This is a genomic window from Sneathiella sp. (assembly GCF_036960985.1).
Lineage (GTDB): Bacteria > Pseudomonadota > Alphaproteobacteria > Sneathiellales > Sneathiellaceae > Sneathiella.
The window spans coordinates 26,333-47,199 of sequence record NZ_JBALWD010000006.1 but is presented as its reverse complement, the minus strand read 5'-3'; the positions used below and the strand labels follow the sequence as shown (position 1 = coordinate 47,199).

The window sequence follows — 20,867 nt, the reverse complement described above, 5'->3', positions numbered from 1 at the left end:
CTCAGAAACCTATGTAGTTTGTGCGGAATTTTCCTCCGGTTTTTCTTTGATCAAGAATACTAGTACACCGGCAAAAACAGCGAGCCAAAGCGATGACCACCAGACCCAATCATATTGGGCATAAAGGTCATAAAGTACACCTCCGAAATAGGCGCCAAGGGCGGCACCGATCTGATGCCCGGCCGAAATCAAGCCGAAGGCCAATCCCATGACACTTTTTCCAATATGCGTCGCCACTAGGCTGGCTGTTACCGGTACTGTGGAGTAATCAACCAGACCAAATAGGATCGAGAAGAATATTAGAGTTTCAAAGCTGGTGCCGACACTGATTAAGATGACGAAAGTGAGCCCGCGAACGAGATAAATACCGCCAAGCAGCAGCGGTCTGTTCACGCGGTCGGTCAGCCATCCAGCTAGAATCATGCCGACGAGATTAATAGCCGACAAAAGCCCATAGGCGGTGGCGGAGGGAACAGGACCAAAGCCACAGAAGGAAGCATAGGGCAGAAAATGTGTTTCGATCACGCCAGATGTTGTGTATCCGCAAATTAAGTAGCTCCAGAACAGAATCTGAAATGTGGGCAGTTTCAAGATACTGATAACATCCTGCAAAAGGTTGGGTCGTGAACTCGTCGAGATCACGGTATCAGAAGAAAGCGGCGAATGTCGTGGAAACCAACGGTACACGCAGGCCATGATAACGACCGTTCCGAGCCCCAAAGCAACAAAGGCCATGCGCCAATCATAAGTGCCAATCAGCAGTGCCAACAGTGGCACAAAAAGAAATTGGCCGCCCGTAGAGCCGGAGGTCGCAATACCTATGGCAAGGCCCTTGTTGTGCGTGACTTCCTGTTCAACGGCTGTTGAGACGATATGTGTGGCGACTAGGCCAAACCCCACTGCCGCAATACCGCTGAACGCAAGGAAGAAGGCGATCGGATTGGCTGTGGCCGCGATGAGAAAACACCCTGTGGCAAGAGCCCCCAGACCGATCAGCAGAATGACCCGGGCGCCCTGCTTATCAACAAGCCGGCCTCCAAAGGGAGCTATGACCGCCATCACCAACAAGGCAAGAGCTGCTGCTCCGGAGGTGAAACCGCGAGACCACCCCATTTCCTGTTCCAGTACAGGCATAATCAATCCTAGGGAAGCGCGCGCTGAAAATGTCAATGCTAACGCGAGAAAAGAGAGCCCTATGACTAGAAAGGATCGGTAATTTTTAGATGAGTTGGTCAAGCGTATGCCTTTCAGTATGTGTTCTATAATGGGTTTACACATCACTTCGGTTGGCTTAAATGACAGTATGCAGTCAAAAAAAGCCAATATCAGCAGAACTATTGAAACTGAAGCCAAACGCGTTGTCTTTGTCATCTATCCGGGCGTGACACTCTTGGATGTTGCAGGTCCGTTGCAGGCCTTCTCAAGCGCGAACAACACAGAGATCGCGGAAGGGCGGCGCGTCTATGAAGTCGCGATTGCCTCTCCTGAAGGCGGGCCTGTCGCCACTGATTGCCTGGTTGATCTCGGTACGGTTTCGCTTGATCACGCCGCCGTCCAACCCATCGACACACTGATAGTAGCAGGTGGCGACGGAGTTTTTGACGCTTTAGACCAACGAAATATTGTGTCTTGGATCAAAGCGCAAAGTCCCAATTGCAGGCGAGTAGCATCAACTTGCATGGGATCTTTTCTGACAGCAGCTGCAGGACTATTAGACGGGCAGAATGTCACAACACATTGGCGTCATGTTGAGGAACTGCAAAGGCGTTTTCCCAAAATCAATGTTAAACGCGATCCGCTCTTTGTGAGGAACGGCGCAATGTGGTCGTCAGCAGGTGTTACGGCCGGCATCGATCTGGCCCTCGCAATGATCGAAGAGGACATGGGGCACACCGCCGCGATGCAAGTTGCACAGGCTTTGGTCGTTTTTTTCAAACGCCCTGGCGGGCAGTCGCAGTTCAGCGACATATTGAGCATTCAGGCATCAGAGACCGAGGGTCTGTTCGCGGATCTTCATGCCTGGATCGCGGGGCATTTGCAAAGCGATCTGAGTGTCCCAAAGATGGCAGAACGTCTAGCCATGAGCCCCCGCAGCTTCTCACGAAAATACAAAGAGAAAACGGGCATTACACCCGCTAAAACGGTAGAGATGATGCGAGTCGATGCCGCCAAACATGCACTTGCCAGAAGCAATTTGCCGCTTGCCAAAATCGCCTTCAACACCGGCTTTTTAGATGAGCAGCGCCTCAGGCGAGCTTTTCAGAGGCATGTTGGCACGTCCCCGATGGCCTATCGGGGCACGTTCAGCGCTGCTGAGTGTGATGCAATTTGAGACTGATCTTCGAATGGTTTGGGCTCCAAGGGTGACGTTAACATTGTAGCTAGAGGTGTAAAATGGCCATTGCCAAGAAATTCAGACTCAAGGCGTAACCATTGGCGGAAGACGTATAGCTTTATTGTATATTTGGCTTAATTTCAGACCATGACACCGGGAGTTTTTTTCAAAATTTATGGGACTGCATTACACATGTGCTATGGTGAGCAAGGCGCCATCATATATTTGAGAGAGGTCAAGTGAAGTCTGATTTTCTAATTGGAGCGGCGATTGGATCCGGAAGTAACGCTTTGGCTGCCGAGCACGGTGGGGCAGATTTTCTTCTGGCCATAAACGCTGGGCGTTTTCGGAATATGGGTGTTCCGTCGATCGCCTGCATGCTTCCGGTTTATAACGCAAATGCCATTACAGATGGTTTTGCTAGGGAAGAGTTGCTTGCATTGTGCAAAATACCTGTGTTGCTGGGAACAAATGTCTGGAATAAATTTTTTGACCCTGTTGGCACAGCAAAGAAGATTAGCGAAGAGGGATTTGCTGGAGCTGTAAATTTTCCAAGCTGCATGCATTATTCACGGCCGATGCAACAGATCCTTTCCCGTGCCGGCCGTGGGATTGAGCAGGAAGTTGAGCTTTTAAGAGCCGTCCAGGATACTGGTTTGACCGCGATGTTTTATTGCGCAAGCAGGACACAGGCAAGGTTGGCCGCAGATGCTGGAATAGATATGATCTGCCTGAATATTGGATGGAATGCTGGCGGTGCCTTAGGCCATCGAAGGCGCACATCCATAGAGGAGGTCGCCGTGGCTGCGCGAGAAATTGGCCGTCTTGTGAAACGCATTAATCCTCAGTCCAAATTTTTGGTTGAAGGCGGCCCGATTGCGACTCCTGAAGATCTTTCGAGGGTCCTTGAACTCGCCCCATTGGATGGATATGTTGGCGGATCAACCATAGACCGCATGCCTCTGGAATCGTCTGTTGCGAGCTTGATCGATGGTTTTCGGCAGGCCAGTTCAGCCCGCGCTGGTCTAAAGAATGACGATCGGGCACTGGTGCAATGGGCGGTTCAGTTTGGATTTGTCGGCCATGCCAGCAGCCATCTGGCTATGTTACGCCGTTTACGACAAATGATCACGACACGGAATCCGGTGCTGCTTGTTGCCGAACCGGGCCAGTCGACGGGCCCGGTTATTAAAGTGCTTGGTGGTGCACAAAAGCCAAGAGATGAAATGAATTTTACGCAAATTGATGTTGCGGATCAGAATTTTCCAGCCCGTGCTCGAAATGTTCTCTTCGGCCATCGTGACAGTATTAATAGCCAAAAACCTGTATTGTCCGATGCGAATGCGAAGCTTGTTGTCATCCAAGCGCCGGAGCGGTTGACGAAGGCACTTCAGAGGCGTTTGGCACGTGCACTACAAGACGGGTTTTTTCAGGTATCGGGGTCCCGAAAGTCGCTCCCTCTTGAACCTAGGATTGTATTTCTTAGCCATTTGTCGGTCCGCGAAGGTAGGATCGAAGAAGACCTTCTTGCGGCGGGCCTCGAGCCAGAGCTGATGTCTTGCATTTCTGGCTGGACGCTCCGGCTTCCTCCGCTTCGGGATCGATTGACAGATCTACAAGCTATTATAGAATTTTTGTCGGAACAAGGAACGGTGGCGTCTGGGGATCCTGTTTTTGCTCCAGCCGCCATCCAGAAACTTCGGGCATATCATTGGCCTGGAAATGAGCAGGAACTTCAAAAACTGCTCGGAAGCTTAAAAGGACGGCCGTCCAAGCAGCCCGTTCAACCTGAAGAGATTGCTGGAAAGTTGAGCTATGTTGACAAACGCAATGAACAGGATTTTGTAGATAGGCTGCCAGAAAAAGATCGCATTGTTGAAGCGCTCTGGCGAAATGGCTTTAATCGAGGAAAAACAGCATTGGCTTTGGGGATGTCACGAAAAACGCTTTATAACAAAATCAAGAAATTTGAGCTCTCTGGTTAGTCAGGGAAGCACTGGTAAAGGGCGGCACAAAAGACCGTGAACACAATTTGGCCAGAGACGTTCATGATCAATCTCGCTATGGTCACCGTATCCAAGTAATATGCCAGACCAACCTAAAATTTGCGTCGCCTGAAAGACATCCTGTGCCGCTTGATTGCGCTGACGTGGTGACGCGAATCCTGCTGCGAAGTCGGAAACCCTTGGAACCACAATAATAATTTCCGGGTTTATTTTAACGACACTGGGTACGGCGGCGCTATCTGACAATACAACAGCTATTTTGAATCCTTCAGATTTTAGCCGCTCGAGATGATCAAATTCTCGTTGCCTGTCGATACCGACATCTGACAGTTGCTGCGCAAATTCGTGATCTTGTTGTTCCACGCTTGGTAAATTTGCTATCCACTGAAAGCCCGATTGCAGTAACCGAGATTTTTCAGTTGTGATATTCAATAGTGGATCATTCAGGAACAGGCCAAGTATTGCACTGTCGCTTACGGAAGTATTCTGGTTGATTTCCTTTAAAAAATGCCTGGGGCCCATACTGGTTGGCAGCAACAAACTAACTTCTAGGGGCATGTTGTCATGCTGAAAAGCGGGCGCGATTGTTAGCACTTGTTCTGGAATGTTTGCTTCACGTACTCGTATATTCTCGCGGAGAACGATTTTCCAAGAAAGCATTTCTATCTTAGACATATCTAAACACGCCGATTTAACATATCGTCACGAACCGCTGTAAGATGTTCACGCATTAAACGCATACAATCTACAGCGTCGCGTTGTTCTATGGCACGGACGAGACTTCTATGTTGTATCGAATACCGCCTGCGCCGTTGATCCGTCAGCGTTGCTTCTTTGAGTTTGCCCCAGACCGCATGCTCTCGGATTGTATTAACGGCGGTAAAAAGAGCAAGCAATAAGGAGTTTCCTGCGGCTTCTGCAATTGCGCGGTGCAATGCTCCGTCCCACATTTCGTACGTCGCAGTATCGCGGGCAGCTTCTCCTTTATCCAGGCATTGTTTCATAAAGGCAATATCTGCAGCCGTTGATCTTTGGGCCGCGAGATCGGCAATTTGCGGCTCGATGATAAGACGAACTTCCATTACTTCTGCTGGATTAGTCATATCAGCGGGAAGGGGGAAAGTTTCTTTTCCTTCCGGCGGGCGTTTTCCAACAAAAGTACCGCGCCCCACATGTCGCCATACCTTTCCTTTCGCCTCCAAAGTTGCCAAGGCAGCACGAAGGGTTGATCGAGATATTTGTAGTAGTGCAGCAAGTTCACGTTCTGGCGCCAGTTTCGATTGTGGTGCGTAATGACCGCTTTCAATGAAATTTTCAAGTGCGATCGTTGCCGATTCTCTCGTTTTTACCAAAATATTCTCTTCCGATTCCTAATGTAGCATCAATAGTAACATACCAATAATTATATTGGTATGTATTTATAAATGTATAACATATTGATATTAATGTATTTTATTTTAGAGTCTGTAAAAAATTGACACCAATTATAAAATTTGTTTTAGATTTTTCTGGTACAAAACGGCATCAAGAATCAGAAGTCGTATTTTTTTAGGCGAATAAGGGAACGAAGCTCGGTTTGGCTAATTGAATTGAAGTCAGATGCTATAGGCGGCTAAAGCTGATCACTAAGATTCAACGGTATGGATGATTTTTTACCCAAATTTACCCCGAATGGAAAATACTCGCTATTGCATAAAAGATACTATTTAAGGCACGCTTAAAGAAAATGAAAAGACGCAGTTCGACTAAAAAGAGAAACAACTAACCTCAAATCGTCGAATTAATCTTGGGGAGGGCGCCTTCAGAAAGACTGGAGGTGAGATTAAGGGAAAATATTGAAAGATAGATTCTATCACATGCTGTCCGTTTTTCGGACGAGCCAATCCGAGCCTGCAAAATGAGAAATTTTGTAGAACGGCATACCTTCTGGGCCATTGTGATACTGGTGGCTGCAGCAATGTTGTTGTGGATGATCTTCGCCGTCTGGCCAGATTGGCTAGTACAAGCGCTCGGCCGGAAGAAAACTTTTGTAAACACCTTGTTGAACGGTATTACACTAGGCGGACTCTATTTTCTTGTTGCCAGTGGATTCACATTGATCTTCGGGCTGATGCGAAATGTAAATCTTGCCCATGGCGCCATGTATTTGCTGGGCGGATACATAGGGTTCGAAATCGCAGAGTATACAGGTAATTGGTTCCTAGGATTGGTGGTTGCATTCCTCGCGGTCGGTTTTAGCGGCATCTTGCTGCAGGTCTTGATATTTCGAAGAATGGAAGGGGATGATTTACGTCAGACATTGGTGACAATCGGAATTTCCATAATCGCCGCGGACGTAATGCTCGCTGTCTGGACAGGTACAACCTATCAATTTTCTCCGCCGGACTGGTTGTTTGGTGCGACCGTATTACCCGTTATCTCGGTCATTAAGTCTTCTGGTGCGGAAGTATATATTAAATATCCGGTGTATCGGTTGGCCGTTCTGGCGGTTGCCGTCGCGGTCGGCGTTGGTTTATGGTTGTTCTTGAACCGTACGAAAATCGGCATGATGATAAGAGCCGGAGTCAATGATCGCGAAATGCTGTCGGCTTCTGGTGTCAATGTCCAGTTGGTGTTTTCAGTCGTTTTCGCAATTGGTGCCGGTCTCGCAGGTTTTGCCGGTGTTATTGGTGGTACGGCGTTGTCAATTGCGCCCGGCGAAGACGTCCGTTACCTGTTAGCATCCCTTGTTGTGGTCATTGTTGGTGGTCTCGGGTCCATCTCCGGCGCTGCTATCGGGGCACTGATCATTGGTTTGGCCGAACAGTTTGGGCTTGCATACTTTCCCACGTACGGCGTTGTTCTGACATTTCTGATTATGGTGGTTGTCCTAGCGGTTAGGCCGCAGGGTATCATGGGAGAACGATAGATGAATACTCGTAGTATTTTCTCCGGATCTTTCTCTATAACCGAAATTCATCCAGCGGCAATCCTGGCCGGCATTTTTCTATTGGCCTATCCAGCATTTGCCAGTGATTTTTTCGTTTTTCAGATAGGGGCTTATACTCTAATTCTCGGAACCATCGCCCTGTCATTGATGATGCTCGCCGGATATGGCGGAATGGTCAGTTTAGCGCAGGTAACCGTTGCTGGTTTCGCAGCTTACCTAATGGCGATACTGGGTGATAATAGTGTTGAAGTTATGGGCCTTGGCTGGCCCTGGTGGCTCACTGTAGTGGTTTCGATTACAGGTGCTGCGCTTTTCAGTGCTTTTATTGGTGCAGTATCGGTACGGACAGAAGGTATTTATACCATCATGATTACGCTGGCCATTGCCGTGGCGTTTTTCTTCTTCGTGCGACAGAATTATGTTCTTTTTAATGGATTTAGCGGATTTGCGGGAGTTGAGCCTCCCACAGTTTTCGGTGTGTATTGGCGCAATCCAACTCCGTTCTATTATTTAGCCCTTTTCGTTGCCGCCGGTTTCTTCTGGGCTGTCTATTACGGCGCGAAGTCGACTTTTGGCCTCAGTTTACAAGCCATTCGGGATAATCCCCGCAGAATGCGGGCGCTCGGGTACAACGTGACTCTACACCGAATTACGGCGTATTTCTTTTCCGGGATTATTGCTGGTGTCGCAGGTGTGCTGCTTGTCTGGTTTAACGGTCGCGTATCACCTGGCACTATTGGCGTTGATGTCGCAATTGATATTCTGGTAATTGCGGTTGTCGGCGGTATGCGCCACCCAATCGGCCCGTTTTTAGGCGCCATTGCATTTGTATTACTCGAGAATTTCGCCATCGACCTTATTGATAGGGAGCGTTTCAATATGGTGATCGGAACGGCATTTTTACTTGTCGTTCTATTTTCACCCGATGGCCTACTAGGACTTTGGAACCGGATTCGCCCCAAACTTCGGTTTAAAAGAGACACTCAGCTTTCTGCTGGCCGTGTTGCAAATAGCGAAACGGCAGAAGCCGGATCGTCTGATAAAAACTAAATAGAGGAGGAACGCATAGTTATGGGAATCTTAAAATATACAATGGCGGCTGCAGTGGCAGCGTCACTGGCTGGCCCCGCGGTTGCTGAGGACAGTATCAAGATGGGCGCATTAGCGACCCATGAAGGCGCATTCGCCGTACTTGGAGAAGAGAGCATGCGAGGTGTCACCATGGCACTCGAAGAGGTCAACTACATGGTTGCCGGTAAAAAGATCGAATTGATTTCCGGCTCCTCTGATGCGACTCCAGACAGTGCCATTCGAGCAACACGAAAATTGGTTGAGCAGGACGGCGTCCAGATCCTCGTCGGCCCTTTGTCCGGTTCTGAAGGGTTGGCCGTAAAGGATTATGCCAAGACTCAACCCAACGTAACTTTCCTCAACGGCACATCAGCCGCTCAGGATACAACACTGCGTAGCCCGGCTGACAACTTTTTCCGGTTTGGCGGCGATGGCGCACAATGGATGGCTGGTCTTGGTGAATATGCTTACAATGAAAAAGGTTATCGGAACGTTGCTGTTCTGGCAGAAGATTATTCATTCCCTTATACTCAGGTTTTTGGTTTTCTTGAGCCCTTCTGTCGTTTAGGCGGCAAGTCTGATATTGAGGCACGCTTCTGGGTGCCTATTGGTAACAAAGATTATTCTTCAGTCATTGCAGCACTTCCCGATGACGTTGACGCTATCTTTGTCGCTCTTGGCGGTGCTGACGCCGTCAACTTCCTTACTCAGTACGAACAGGCGGGCGGAGACCTGCCTCTTATTGGTGGTACAATTACCGTTGATCAATCCGTACTTGGCTCCAAAGGGAAAACTCGTAAATCCGTTATTGGCACCCCTTCAGGCGGTCCGGTTTCAGACACTTGGGATGATCCTCGTTGGAATAAATTTGTCAAAACCTATCAAAAGCGATTTCCAGATGGTTTCCCAAGACCTTCACTATTTTCAGTGGGTTACTACATCAGTACCAAGGCAGCTCTGTTGGGCTTAGCTGAGGTCAATGGCGATCTTTCTGATGGTGGCGAAAAGTATCGCGCAGCTTTGGCTAAATTGTCCTTTGATACCCCGACTGGCATGGTCAAACTCGACGAGCGCCGTCAAGCTATCGCTGATGTTTTCCTAACGGAAGTTGTTGAAGATGCTGACGGCAAATTAGCCAATAAAACAATTAAAATCGTCCCTGCAGTTAATCAGACCCTTGGTGTTTCTTATGAAGAATTCATGAAATACGGCAAGGTCGGTCGTGAAAACCCAAGCTGTAGCTAAGGAAGACTGAACGACAATGCCTAATATCGACGCACTCTCTCGCCTTCAAAGTACTGGCCAATTTGCGCTGGAACTGGAAGCCGTCAGCCGCCATTTTGGTGCGCTGGTTGCTTTGGCGGATATAAATCTGACCGTTAAAGCGGGAGAGCGGCGGGCGGTATTAGGCTCAAATGGCGCGGGCAAGACCACTCTGTTTAACGCCATTACTGGCGACTATCCGACGACAACCGGGCGTGTTCGTTTGTTCGGTGAGGATGTTACGGATCTACCCAGTCATGAACGTATCCGTCGGGGTTTGAGGCGGACGTATCAAATTTCCTTGTTGTTTGATGGCCTAAGTGTCATTGACAATATCTATCTGGCGTGTCGGGGTGTTAGCCGCGGCAGGTTTTCATTGCGCCGCCCGAAATGGGATGACAGCGCAATGGAGCTTGCAGAAGTATTGGCTAGCGCCGTACATCTGGAAGACGTCACCCAAACACTTGTCGCAGAACTTAGTCATGGCCAACAACGGCAACTTGAAATAGCGCTAGCCCTTTCCGGAGCCCCCCGTCTTATATTGTTTGATGAACCAGCGGCAGGGCTATCACCGACAGAACGCACGCAGCTTATAGAAATTCTCCAAAGTTTGCCTGCGCATATTGGATTTGTAATTATTGAGCATGACATGGATGTAGCCCTTCGCGTCGCGGAAACGGTTACCATGATGCACAATGGTCGGATTTTCAAAGAAGGCACGCCCGACGAAATAGAAAATGATCCAGAAGTGCAAGAGCTTTATCTGGGGCACGGCAATGGCTGATCGTAATAGTAATCGCAGAGCCCCTGCCGCGGCCTTGGAAATAAAGGATTTGCATGTTTATTACGGACAATCCCACGCCCTGCAGGGTGTAAATCTTTCACTCGATCATGGTGTTCATTCCGTTGTCGGCCGTAACGGTATGGGAAAGACAACATTATGCAATTCAATTATGGGATTGCTTCCTGCGCGACGCGGATCAATTAAGTATCACGGCGAAGAAATATCGGGAATGCCGCCCTACAAAATTGCCAATAAAGGAATTGGATATACCCCTCAAGGTCGTCGTCTCTGGCCGTCTTTAAGCGTCGATGAACATATGCAGTTAAGCGACAAAGGTGGTTCCTGGAACATAGAGCGCATATACGAGACTTTTCCAAGGCTGTACGAAAGACGGCGGAATGGCGCAGGACAACTGTCCGGTGGTGAGCAGCAAATGCTCGCGATATCGCGGGCTCTGTTGCAAGACCCGCAATTATTGATACTTGATGAACCCACAGAAGGGCTTGCGCCGGTCATTGTGAGTCAATTGGAAAGATTGTTGGCGGACCTCGCGTCCGACTCGGACGTTGCCATTTTATTGATTGAGCAGAATATCGCCGTCGCAACGGCCATATCCGAAAATGTTGCCATAATGGTCAATGGCCGTATCAGCCGTGTTATTCCGTCTCAGCAACTGGCGTCGGACCGACCGCTTCAGGAGCGACTTCTGGGCGTTGGACGCCATTCACATGAAGATGTTGAACTTCCGGAACCGGTTTCCCAAGAAGTTTCTGTTCCGGCCGAAGTGGAAGCGCCTGCCCAAGATGAAGAAACGTCAGATACCGTCGAAAAAATCAGAGTTTATCAGCCGCCGACACGCTGGTCGAAAGACGGATGGAAAGAAACAACAGTAACTGAAAAAAATGAGGAAAAACCGCCTCTTCCTTTTGATGCTATTCCAACACCGATGTTCCGGGAGCCAAGAATATCTCGGGATACGTCCAGTAGTAATGAAGTCTATGTGGTTGGAACGTTTGATACGAAAAGATTGGAATTGGGCTTTATACGCGATGAAATTGCGCGGCACGATATTACCGTGAAAACGATTGATGTTTCCACGTCGCAAAAGCCGTCTTCTGCCGATGTTCCTCCCCATTTAATAGCGGCGTTTCATCCGGGCGGAACAAATGCTGTTTTTCTGGATGATCGCGGTAAAGCCGTAGAGGCAATGGCCCTCGCCTTTGAAAATTGGATTGTCCGACAAGGCGGTGTAGGTGGCATTATTTCTGCCGGGGGATCCGGTGGAACTTCGCTGGCGACGCCTGCTATGCGACAACTTCCAATTGGTGTTCCAAAGGTCATGATATCAACAGTGGCATCCGGTGAAGTTGGCCATTATGTGGGGCCGACGGACATTATGATGATGTATTCCGTAACGGATGTTCAGGGACTGAATAAAATCTCGCGGCAGGTTCTTGCAAATGGTGCCAACGCCATGGTGGGAATGTTTCAAGATCGGCAGAAATCACCAAGATATGCGGAAGAACTCGACGATAAACCCGGTCTGGGCTTAACCATGTTCGGCGTGACGACACAGGCTGTTCAGCAGCTTACGGCGGCACTTGATCCGATTTATGAGTGTCTGGTTTTCCATGCGACAGGAACCGGCGGCAGGTCTATGGAAAAACTGGCGGACAGCGGTCTTATTGAAGCCGCTATAGATCTGACTACGACCGAAGTGTGCGACATGATGATGGGAGGTGTCTTCCCCTCGAACGAAGATCGATTCGGCGCCTTTATCAGGACAAGTATACCTTGGGTTGGCTCGGTTGGCGCTTTGGATATGGTCAACTTTGGCGCCAGAAACACAGTACCTGAAAAGTATAGTAGCCGTCTTTTTGTTGAACATAATCCGAGTGTTACTTTGATGCGAACGACTGCAGAGGAAAATACGCGGATGGGGGAATGGATCGCAGATCGTATCAATCAAATGAACGGGCCGGTTCGGTTTGTTATTCCAGAGGGCGGTGTTTCCGCTTTGGATGCGCCCGGTCAACCCTTTCATGATCCCGCAGCGGATAAAGCTTTGTTCGACGCATTGAGAAGTCGAATTCAGGAAACATCGAACCGCCGAGTGATTGTTAGCCCCCACAATATTAACGACCCCGCTTTTACGGAAGTGGTTGAAATTGCATTAGAAGAAATAAGCACGACGACGAGGAGCAAAAGACATGTCGCGTATTGAGCGTAAAGACTTAATGACCAAATTCCAGTCCATGAAAAAAGATGGCATTCCAATAATTGGTGGAGGGGCCGGCACCGGCCTATCCGCCAAATGCGAGGAAGCGGGAGGAATCGATCTTATTGTCATATATAATTCTGGTCGCTATCGCATGGCTGGCCGGGGTTCTTTATCTGGAATGCTAGCTTATGGAAATGCGAATGAAATCGTTATGGAGATGGCCCGCGAAGTATTACCAGTTGTTGAGCAGACGCCCGTCTTGGCGGGTGTGAACGGTACTGACCCGTTTTGTCATTTTGATCATTATCTTGATCAGGTGAAAGCAGTCGGCTTTTCTGGCGTCCAGAATTTCCCAACCGTCGGCTTGATTGACGGAACTTTCCGAGAAAATCTGGAAGAAACCGGAATGTCTTATTCACTTGAAGTGGACATGATCAATCTTGCGCATAAGAAAGACATGTTTACGACGCCATACGTTTTCAGCGAAGAAAATGCCGCAGCCATGGCCGCAGCTGGGGCGGACATTATTGTTTGCCATATGGGCCTAACAACAGGCGGCTCGATTGGCGCAGATACAGCCTTGAAATTGGAAGACTGCCCAGCTCTTGTAGATAAATGGGGCGGTGCTGCTCTCGCGGTCAATCCGGATGTTATCATTCTGGTACATGGCGGTCCGGTATCAATGCCGGAAGATGCGCAGTATGTGTTGGATAATGCTAAGGTTTGCCACGGTTTTTACGGAGCATCTTCAATGGAGCGCTTGCCAACAGAACGCGCATTAACAGAACAAACCAAGGCCTTTAAGGCTTTGAATATTGGCTAAAGAGAGGGTGACAAAATGACAACTGGTCTTGCCGGATCAATTATCCTGGTCCTAATAATTGCGATAATCGTAATCGTTATTGCGGCGTATCTTTTGCATTGGCTCTATCACAGGTCGACGAAAGAAGTTGCGTTCGTCCGAACCGGTTTAGGCGGAGAAAAAGTGGTCATAAATGGTGGCGCCTTGGTCTTCCCAATTGTTCATGAAACCACGTCGGTGAATCTTAATGTTGTTCGCATTCCAGTGAAGCGAACCAAAGAAAACGCAATTATTACTAAAGATCGTATGCGCGTAGATATCAATGCAGAGTTTTTTGTCCGTGTCATTCAGGAGAAAAAAGCGGTCGCAGCCGCAGCGTCGACACTTGGTCGGAAGACTCTAGTATCTGAGGACCTTGCGGATCTTCTTTCTGGTAAATTCATTGGCGCATTGCGCTCCGTTGCGGCGGAGATGACACTTGATGAAATGCACGAAAAGCGTGGCGACTATGTCACAAAGGTTGATGAGCGTGCGGCAGATATACTGGCCAGCAACGGGCTGGAATTGGAGACAGTTGCCATCACCGATCTGGACCAGACAGATCTCGAGCACTTTAATCCCGCAAATCGTTTCGATGCCGAAGGTTTGACGCAGCTGATCGAAACCATTGAAACCCGTCGGAAAATGCGAAATGACATTGAACAATCGTCTGTCGTTGCGATACGCACTCGTAATCTTGAAGCCGAAAAGGAAACTTTGAAACTGGAGCAAGAAAGTGAGAGTTCCAGGCTTACGCAAGAACGAGAATTGGAAGCGCTTAGGGCTGAGCAGAGAGCTGAGATCGTACATACGCGAACTGCCAGTGAAGCAGATTCAGAAAAATCACGTATTGCCAATGAACAGAAAACGCGTGAACTGGAAATTTCTCGGCAAAAAGCGCTTCAAGCAGCGGAAATTGATGCTCAAGAAGCTGTTGAGAAAATCAGAATTGCTCAAGAACAGGAACTTGAGACTCTTCGAATTGAGCGTGAAAAGAAAATAAGAGAAAAGCAAATACAGCAGCGCCACGAAATAGATTCTGCTGAAATTGCGGCGAATGAGGATATCGAACGCGCTCGAATTGTTTCAGATCGGTTATTGCAAGAAACCAGGATAATGGCAGAAGAGGAAACAGAAAACCGAGATATAGCTCGCAATCAACAAATAGAAACGGCTAAAATTTCTGCCCACAAAACGGTTGAGGCGGCGCGCATTGTCCAAGAGCAGGCGCTCGATAAGGCTCGAATTGAACGGGATCGATTGTTACGTTCGCAGCAAATTTCCTTACGCCAGTCAGTGGAAGAAAACGAAATTTCCGCCCAGGAAGAATTGGAAAGAGCACGGATCGCGTCAGATCGCGGTTTGGATGAGGCGCGTATTCTTAAAGAACGTGATCTGAAACGGTTGGAGATTGAGCGGAATCAGGCGTTAGAATTGGCAGAAATAGAACGTCAAATCTTGGTGTTGGGTAAACGCACTGATGAAGCCAGTGCACGTGTGGAAACTGAAACGGCCGAAGCGTCCGCGGTGGAGGCAGCTGAAAAAGTTGTGACGATTAGAGAAACAAAAATTGCGGAGCGAGTTGCTGCGATTGATAAACTTCTAGCCGAGAAAGATGCCGATACAGCGAAAATCGCGGCTGAATCAGATAAAATTACGGCTGCGGTTTCTGCAGAAGCACAGAGATTGTTGAACGAAGCCGAGAATATACTCAGTGAAGATGCACGAGCAGGTAGATTAAGATCGAAGCTGTTAGATCGCCTGGAAGGTATCGTTCGCGAAAGCGTAAAACCGATGGAAAATATTGAAGGTATCAAGATACTCCATGTTGATGGGTTAACGGGTGGAAGTGGAGGTAGACATCGTTCGCCAACCGATGAAGTCATTGAAAGCGCCCTTCGCTATCGTGCACAGGCACCCTTAATTGACGAAATGATGAAGGAAATTGGAATTCCGGACGCCGGCGTCTCGAAAATGGGAGATATCTTTAGATCGGCAAAGGACGTGCAAAGCCTTGCCGCAAATTCAAGCGACGATAAGAAAAAGAAAGATTAAGCATGGCGCAGGTATATGTATCCTCCATCCTCCCTTCATCTGTTGATAAGGTGTGGTCTGTAATCCGTGATTTTAATGGTCTGCCAAATTGGACAGATTTTGTCGCAGAAAGCCGAATTGAGCAGGACCGACCTGCCGATCAAATTGGCAGTGTCCGCGCTTTTCGCTTGATAGACGGTGGTTTCATTCGCGAACAGTTGCTAGCACTTTCGGATTATGATTACAGTTTTTCATATTCAATTCTAGAAAGCCCGATGGGGGTTGAAAACTATATTGCAACAGTGAAGCTGCTTCCGATTACTGATGGTAACAGGACATTTATGGAGTGGACTGCGGAATTTGATTGTGTCCCGGCGCGTGAAAGTGAATTGGTGACACATATAGGCGAGAATGTCTTTCTGGGTGGAATAAATTGCCTTAAAGATCGGGTTAAAACCTGAAATGGTGACAGTTCAACGCAGCACAGTAATAAACGCCCCAATTAACGAAGTTTGGGAACTGTTGCGTGATTTCAATGGCCATGACAGTTGGCACCCAGCTGTTGCAACGAGCGTTTTGGATAACGGAAAACGAACAGATCAAATCGGGGCAATTCGTAATTTTCAACTGACGAGCGGCGAGAACTTGCGAGAGCAACTTCTCTCTATGTCAGATAAGGAACATAGTTTCCGATATGCTATTGTCGAAAGTGACATTCCTCTTAGAAATTATGTTGCTGAAGTGTCATTAAGGCCGGTAACCGATGGGAATGCGACTTATTGGAACTGGTTTTCACGGTTCGAGACGCCACAAGGACAAGAAGATGAGCTTGCTGAGCTTGTTGCAAACGGTGTCTATGAAGGGGGTTTCGAAGCGATCCGGTCCCGCGTTGGGGAAAGCACTTCAGGGCAGTCGGCCGCACCAATCGATCAAAGTCCTCTTGAAGGAACAGCTGTTATGCTTGATCGATATGGAGGCCCGGAAGAATTTTACCTTTCCCCGGTTGTGTGCGTGGCACCTGCGGCCGGCGAAGTGCGTATTTGCCAAACAGCAATCGGTGTCAATTTCATAGATGTATATTGCCGCTCGGGTTATTTTGATTTGCTTGAGTTGCCGGGTATTCCAGGTATGGAAGCAGTTGGTATCGTGGAGTCCGTTGGTGATGGAGTTCGGCATCTCGCACAGGGGCAACGGGTTGGCTACGCCTGCCCTCCCGTCGGCGCTTATACCACGGTAAGGACAATGAAGGCCGACCTGGTATTTTCTTTGCCAGATTTTTTGGATGATGAAGTTGCTGCCGCCGGCTTACTAAAAGGTATTTCCGCAGAGTTTTTATTGCATCGTGTTCACGCGCTGAAGCGAGGCGAAATTGTTCTTGTATATGCACCGGCCGGCGGCGTCGGCAAAATTATTTGTCAATGGGCCAATCATCTTGGGGCAACAGTAATCGGGGCAACTTCCAGTGAGGAAAAAGCACGCATCGCCAGGGCGTCAGGCGCTCATCACGTCATTTTACCAGGTTCGGAAAGTTTGGAAGATCAGGTTCTTCGCTTGACGAAAGGTCATGGTGCGGACGTCATTTACGATGCGGTGGGTAAGGACAGTTTTTCTCATTCAGTTGCGGCATTGGCAGATTGTGGTCACCTCATCAGTTTCGGGCAGGCATCTGGAGATATTGGATCCTATGATATTGGATCCCTGTCTTCTCGCTCAGCTACTGTTTCTCGCCCAAATTTTGGCCATTATACGGACACGCCTGAAAAATTACGGGCGATTACCGAAAGGCTTTTTGGTGTTCTTGAAAAACGAATTATTTCGATTGAAATCGGCCAGAAATACCCTTTGTCGAACGCGCCAGAAGCGCATCGGCAATTGGAGGGCCGGATGACCACCGGCTCGACCATTCTAATTCCCGATGAGCTACTGAAAGGCAGGAAATGAAATTCGCGGTTTTCACTCATAATGGCAAACAACATCTCGGAAGACTTGCTGACAACGACACGGTCTTGGAATGTCTTGATGTTCCAGAAAGTGTTTTCGAGCAGGATGGTGTTGTCAGTTTAATTGGCCGCCCTTCACCGGCTGTCACAGATAAAATCCCTGTGTCAGATGTCGAATTGCTTGCACCGGTTCCGCGACCAAGCCGAAATGTATTTTGCGTCGGCAAAAATTATTATGCTCACGCAGAGGAATTTGCGGCTTCTGGCTTTGATAGCTCTGCAGCCAAAGGCGCCGTGCCAGAAGCGCCTATCGTATTTTCGAAACTTCCTGAAACTGTTGAGGCGACAGGATCAGCTATAAAGCTAGATAAGTCAGTTACAAACACCGTTGATTATGAAGCAGAACTAGCTGTCATTATTGGTAAGCCCGGCCGGAATATTTCAAAAAAAGATGCGTTGTCGCATGTCTGGGGCTACACGATTGTCAATGACGTAACGTCGCGGGATTTACAGGGACATCATAATCAGTGGCTGATTGGAAAATCTCAGGACAGCTTTTGTCCCATGGGCCCCTGGGCGGTAACTGCTGATGAGATTGATTTAGCCGACACACCCATTAAATGCTGGGTAAATGGAGAATTACGGCAGGATTCGAATACCGGTTTGTTGATTTTTGACGTTCCGACAATCATAGCAGCGATTTCCAATGGTATCACTTTGAATTCCGGTGATGTAATAGCCACTGGGACGCCCGCAGGTGTCGGTATCGGATTTAAACCGCCGAGATATCTGGCTGGTGGAGATATTGTCGCAATAGAAATAGGCGGAATTGGGACGCTGGAAAACCCGGTGGAGGAGATCTGAGATATGCCAGACTTTTCCTTCGGTAGTATGATTATGGAAGTCGAGGGAGAAGGCTTGCCCGTTGTAATGATCCATGGTTTGGGCGGTACATCCAATAGCTTCCAAACTTTGTTGCCAGCTTTAGATGGATATAAGACTTATCGGCCAGATTTACCGGGTGCAGGGCGTTCAGGTCTTAGGCCAGGCCGGGCTGACCTTAAAGGTCTTGCTTCTGCAGTTTTTGATATGTTGCAGGCTGCGGGTGTAAAGAAGGCCCACTTTGTCGGGCATTCCATGGGCACGCTTATATGCCAATATCTTGCGGCCGGTTCTACGGGGATTGTAGACGGAATGACTTTATTTGGCCCGTTACTGGAGCCACCCGTTGCCGCGCGTCAGGCTTTAAAGGAACGAGGCCAGCAGGCGCGTACCGGACAATTAGCGGCGATAGCCAATAGCATTTCAGCGGGAAGTGTTTCCGAGGGGAGCCCTGTTGCTTCCGCATTTGTTCGGGAGAGTATTTTAAGGCAGAATCCAAGTGGGTACGCTAATCACTGTGACGCGCTTAGCGTGGCTTCAGCCGCGGATCATACATCGATAAATGTTCCTACATTGCTGGTAGCAGGAGACGCAGATCCGGTGGCGCCAGTATCCATGGCCCAGCAGCTTGCGAAAAATTTAACGACTGCCCATTTGGAGATTATTCCCGAAGTCGGACACTGGATGATGGTGGAGGCGCCGGGTCGATCTACCGAACTGTTGCGCAACCATCTGGCCGCAGTTTACAAATAATAAGGAGAAGGACCAATGTCAGATAATACTTTTACAAGTTGGAGCGGCGGTAGCGAAGTTGGTAATGGAAATGCCGATATCACATTCGGAAATGTCCGAATTCTAGATGGAACTGGAGAGGCTCCGTATTCGGGGGATGTCACAGTTTCTGGCAACCGGATCAAAACGATTAGCCGAAGTGGTATGGGATCAACTTGGAACAATAATGGTGGTCAGCGGGTCGATGGTCGTGGAATGACCCTGATGCCCGGCCTTATTGACGCGCACCTTCATCTAAGTTGGAATAATGCTCCAGGAATTGCCCCCATTCAAATGATGCCGATTGAAGAACATGTGTTGAGCTGTATCGATATGGCTAAAATCGTTCTTGATGCCGGTTTTACGGCAGGGAGAGGAGCCGCAGCAGCAAAGCCGCGGTTGGATGTTGTTATCCGTGATGCAATCAATGCCGGGCGCTGCCCGGGCCCTCGTTATACAGCGGCAAGCCCCGAGATAACCACAATCGGCGGGTTGGGTGATATGGTGCCGCCGCATATTCCCCATGAAGGCTTGAACCTTGGCATTGTTGTGTCGGGGCCAGAGGAAATTCGCGCCGCGGTTCGAGAGATGCTCAAATGGGGTAACGATACGATCAAGCTCAATCTTTCAGGTGAAGAAATTGCGGGAATGGGCGCGGAAGTCAATCAGATGTCTCAAGAAGAAATTGCTATGGCTGTCTCGGAAACAAAGCGCCGGGGTAAATCATTGGCTGCCCATGCCCGTTCTGCCGAATCCATTAAACTTTGCGTCAAACATGGCATTGACACTATTTATCACGCGTCTTTTTCTGACGAAGAAGCTCTCGATATGCTAGAGGCGGCGAAAGATAAACATATTGTTGCGCCCGGCCTCGCCTGGCTGATAAATACCGCGAGAAACGCTGGTGAATACGGTATCAAGCCGGGAGACCCTCTATCTATCGCTTACGAGCGCGAGCTAGAAAACGCCATTGATACAATGAAGAAAATGCATAAACGTGGCATTCGCGTGTTGATTGGTGGCGATTATGGCTTTGCCTGGACCCCTATGGGTACTAACGCCAAGGATTTGGAATATTTCGTCGATCTTCTCGGATTTACACCTATGGAAGCTATCCAGGCCGCAACCAAATATGGCGGACAAATCATGCAGATGGAAAATGAATTGGGGCTCATCCGTGAAGGATATCTTGCCGATATGCTTTTGGTTGACGGTGATCCATTAACGGATGTTCGTATCCTTCAAGATAAAAATCGATTAGTTGCGATCATGAAGGACGGGAAATTTCATAAATCACCAGATGGCGTGTCAACCGGCATGCGCATTAGTGCGTGAACTGCAACGCCTCTATAGGCGACAACAGTCTTAACCAGCGGCAAAACCTGACTAGGAAGGACGGGTAACCCGGGAAAAACCGTTCGGCTTAAGGGTCCAATAAATATGCTTTTGCCCAATCTTTATTGCTTCCCCTCTGCTTCCCCAGCTCACAATCCGCAAAGTCAACAATAGCCTAAGCCATTGAAAAGATTGGCGCACCCGACACGATTCGAACGTGTGACCTCTGCCTTCGGAGGGAGAGTCTGAGGCGCATCTCAGTGGTTTCTCTAACTTGCTAATACCTTCAACTTATTGTTAAAGCTTTGTAAGTGAACGAATTTACGCATTCGTATTCCTTTGCTTAGTTTCATCTCCATTCCTTACGATCAAACACAAACCCTCTGTTAAGCAAACTCAATATTCTGTATCACTAATGCTGAAGGGGAATAGGGGTCTAGAAAACTAGAAACTGT

At 48.6% G+C, this 20,867-nt stretch carries 17 protein-coding genes; 14 read left to right on the top strand and 3 right to left on the bottom strand.

Going from position 1 to position 20,867, the window contains the following annotated elements:
- Positions 1 to 9: 9 nt before the first annotated feature.
- Positions 10 to 1,278 carry an MFS transporter gene (locus V7723_RS04945; RefSeq protein WP_335683328.1) on the bottom strand — a complete coding sequence of 423 codons (1,269 nt, stop codon included), beginning with the start codon at positions 1,276 to 1,278 and terminating at the stop codon, positions 10 to 12.
- A 25-nt stretch (positions 1,279 to 1,303) separates the two neighbouring features.
- On the opposite strand from V7723_RS04945, the gene V7723_RS04940 reads away from it, so the two are divergent.
- Positions 1,304 to 2,332, top strand: coding sequence for a GlxA family transcriptional regulator (locus V7723_RS04940; RefSeq protein ID WP_335683327.1), 1,029 nt, complete (start codon positions 1,304 to 1,306; stop codon positions 2,330 to 2,332).
- A 242-nt stretch (positions 2,333 to 2,574) separates the two neighbouring features.
- Positions 2,575 to 4,320 carry a phosphoenolpyruvate hydrolase family protein gene (locus tag V7723_RS04935; RefSeq protein ID WP_335683326.1) on the top strand — a complete coding sequence of 582 codons (1,746 nt, stop codon included), beginning with the start codon at positions 2,575 to 2,577 and terminating at the stop codon, positions 4,318 to 4,320.
- Here V7723_RS04935 and V7723_RS04930 read toward each other — a convergent pair whose 3' ends face one another.
- Both V7723_RS04930 and V7723_RS04925 read right to left on the bottom strand, forming a co-directional pair.
- Positions 4,321 to 5,016 (bottom strand): hypothetical protein, encoded by a 696-nt coding sequence (locus V7723_RS04930; RefSeq protein ID WP_335683325.1) that lies wholly within the window; start codon positions 5,014 to 5,016, stop codon positions 4,321 to 4,323.
- Between the two features lie 2 nt (positions 5,017 to 5,018).
- Positions 5,019 to 5,693, bottom strand: coding sequence for a FadR/GntR family transcriptional regulator (locus tag V7723_RS04925; protein ID WP_335683324.1), 675 nt, complete (start codon positions 5,691 to 5,693; stop codon positions 5,019 to 5,021).
- Between the two features lie 545 nt (positions 5,694 to 6,238).
- Between V7723_RS04925 and V7723_RS04920 the strand changes: the two genes are divergently transcribed.
- Genes V7723_RS04920 through V7723_RS04865 form a run of 12 tightly spaced genes read left to right on the top strand, consistent with a single transcriptional unit; the run spans position 6,239 to position 20,412 of the window.
- On the top strand, positions 6,239 to 7,249 hold the full coding sequence (locus V7723_RS04920; protein ID WP_335683323.1) for a branched-chain amino acid ABC transporter permease: 1,011 nt from the start codon (positions 6,239 to 6,241) through the stop codon (positions 7,247 to 7,249).
- Entirely contained in the window at positions 7,250 to 8,320 is a 1,071-nt protein-coding gene (locus V7723_RS04915) for a branched-chain amino acid ABC transporter permease (protein WP_335683322.1), read from the top strand.
- Positions 8,321 to 8,341: 21 nt separating this feature from the next.
- Positions 8,342 to 9,586 (top strand): ABC transporter substrate-binding protein, encoded by a 1,245-nt coding sequence (locus tag V7723_RS04910; RefSeq protein ID WP_335683321.1) that lies wholly within the window; start codon positions 8,342 to 8,344, stop codon positions 9,584 to 9,586.
- A gap of 16 nt (positions 9,587 to 9,602) precedes the next feature.
- Positions 9,603 to 10,388 (top strand): ABC transporter ATP-binding protein, encoded by a 786-nt coding sequence (locus V7723_RS04905; RefSeq protein WP_335683320.1) that lies wholly within the window; start codon positions 9,603 to 9,605, stop codon positions 10,386 to 10,388.
- The gene (locus V7723_RS04900) at positions 10,381 to 12,612 is read left to right on the top strand and encodes an ABC transporter permease (protein ID WP_335683319.1); all 2,232 of its coding nucleotides are present in this window, start codon (positions 10,381 to 10,383) and stop codon (positions 12,610 to 12,612) included. The genes V7723_RS04905 and V7723_RS04900 overlap by 8 nt, the downstream gene beginning before the upstream one ends.
- A complete protein-coding gene (locus V7723_RS04895) occupies positions 12,599 to 13,432 on the top strand; it encodes a phosphoenolpyruvate hydrolase family protein (protein ID WP_335683318.1) in 834 nt (277 codons plus the stop codon). Before V7723_RS04900 ends, V7723_RS04895 begins: the two co-directional genes overlap by 14 nt.
- A gap of 15 nt (positions 13,433 to 13,447) precedes the next feature.
- Positions 13,448 to 15,505, top strand: a complete 2,058-nt coding sequence (locus tag V7723_RS04890; RefSeq protein WP_335683317.1) for a flotillin domain-containing protein — start codon at positions 13,448 to 13,450, stop codon at positions 15,503 to 15,505.
- A gap of 2 nt (positions 15,506 to 15,507) precedes the next feature.
- Entirely contained in the window at positions 15,508 to 15,945 is a 438-nt protein-coding gene (locus V7723_RS04885) for an SRPBCC family protein (protein ID WP_335683316.1), read from the top strand.
- A gap of 1 nt (position 15,946) precedes the next feature.
- Positions 15,947 to 17,425 (top strand): zinc-binding dehydrogenase, encoded by a 1,479-nt coding sequence (locus V7723_RS04880; RefSeq protein ID WP_335683315.1) that lies wholly within the window; start codon positions 15,947 to 15,949, stop codon positions 17,423 to 17,425.
- The gene (locus V7723_RS04875) at positions 17,422 to 18,288 is read left to right on the top strand and encodes a fumarylacetoacetate hydrolase family protein (RefSeq protein WP_335683314.1); all 867 of its coding nucleotides are present in this window, start codon (positions 17,422 to 17,424) and stop codon (positions 18,286 to 18,288) included. Before V7723_RS04880 ends, V7723_RS04875 begins: the two co-directional genes overlap by 4 nt.
- Positions 18,289 to 18,291: 3 nt before the next feature.
- Positions 18,292 to 19,059: an alpha/beta fold hydrolase gene (locus V7723_RS04870; protein WP_335683313.1), complete on the top strand. Its 768-nt coding sequence runs from the start codon at positions 18,292 to 18,294 to the stop codon at positions 19,057 to 19,059.
- A gap of 15 nt (positions 19,060 to 19,074) precedes the next feature.
- Positions 19,075 to 20,412 carry a metal-dependent hydrolase family protein gene (locus V7723_RS04865; protein ID WP_335683312.1) on the top strand — a complete coding sequence of 446 codons (1,338 nt, stop codon included), beginning with the start codon at positions 19,075 to 19,077 and terminating at the stop codon, positions 20,410 to 20,412.
- Positions 20,413 to 20,867 lie beyond the last annotated feature (455 nt).